The organism is Bathymodiolus azoricus thioautotrophic gill symbiont, assembly GCF_001298715.1.
Classification (GTDB): Bacteria; Pseudomonadota; Gammaproteobacteria; order PS1; family Pseudothioglobaceae; genus Thiodubiliella.
Window position 1 is genome coordinate 1 of record NZ_CDSC02000430.1, and the last position, 1,536, is coordinate 1,536.

Genomic DNA, 1,536 nt, shown 5'->3' on the forward strand with positions numbered 1-1,536 from the left:
TTATCGCTGTAACCACTTGGTCACGGAGTCATGTTCCATTAGGTGACTACTATGTACATCACTATGGTTAATTCAAAGACGTAGACATATATCTTTGTATGCACGACGCGTCACTGGCACACCTCCCACCAGGTACTCCTAAGCTTGAAACGGCAGCTAAGTACAAGCAAACTGAATTCATTCATTGTCTTAGACATCCGTAGATAAATATTTCATCTGTGATTGGGACGAAAACAAGATAATAAACCAATATGAAACAATATGTGCGTTAAATGAATACATGGAAAACTAACATTAGAAAAACATTAAAAAAAAACTATATTAATATGTTACATGAACGATTGAACCATTTTAAGCGATATGACAATTAACATATTAATGTCACGCAGCATGTGCAGCAGTTTACTATGCATTTTCATTTAGTTTGGTAATTACTACAATTAGTAACCTGTTGTTCACGTTTCAAATGTGGTAAATAATAATGAAAGCTGAACAAATATGTTGAATGTACACTATGAAATAATGTCTGCTCATGTAAAGTTGGAAGTAGGAACAAATGTATGTCGGCATATTGTAATGTCATAATAAGTGGATGTCACAACAATAGAATAACGGAACAATGAAGTGTCGCAACAGTGAGATATCAGAAATAAATGACAGAGAAAACAGTAGGGGTAATCACAAATAGATAACCCAGATACAATGACTACATTGGGAACACCATACACAGGACAATGACAGGCAGCGCTAACAAACACAACTTCGCCACTTGGAACTCTTGGTTCAGTAGCTTCGTTGTGAGCAGCAACCCTTTATCAAGTGAAAAAAATCACTTTCGAATTTACAAGCTCCAGGATATTAGATCAACTGAGAGATAAATACACAATATGGAGCTGCTGCCTTATTAACTTGCCCTCACTGTCAACTTCGATGTGTATATCAAGGTATGAAGCAGACCTAGCTGTATCAGTGCTACCCCTTATGTCAAGCTCAATAGGATAGAAGCAATCAGAAAATCGCCAACCTACATAGCGTTAGTGATAAACCACAATTTACAAAATTGATTTTCATTTTTCAAATATTAACTTATTCATGTTTAATTTTCTATTTTACTCTTAATTAATTGATACCATCATTATTGTTATACAAATATTATGTGATTCTAATCTATGTAAGTGTAAAGGGAATTTTAACAATATTCATCACATTATTTATTCTCCTTATTGACTATCACAAATCATGGGAATATTAAACTATTTTTCTAAACCAAAAGACGATTATTCCAGATTATTGTTATTAACAATGCAATGACAAGACGCTAGTGAAAATTCAACTGTTCTACAGAAAAAATAATAAGCAATTGAATGACAAATCGCAAATGAAATTGATCTATTCTGCAGAAAAAATAAGCAAGAAATTTAATACCAAAAACGAAAGTGAAATTCAACCATTCTAATAACAAAAACAATACACAGGCAGTCGTTGCACGGACCACCCCCCTTTTTTCTAACTTTCTGCTTAAAAAAATATTTTTAA

At 33.1% G+C, this 1,536-nt stretch carries 1 protein-coding gene; it reads right to left on the minus strand.

The window, feature by feature from the left end:
* Positions 1-1,318 precede the first annotated feature (1,318 nt).
* Positions 1,319-1,536: hypothetical protein (locus BAZSYMA_RS10250; RefSeq protein ID WP_206599458.1), on the minus strand; the 218-nt coding region annotated here is incomplete at its 5' end.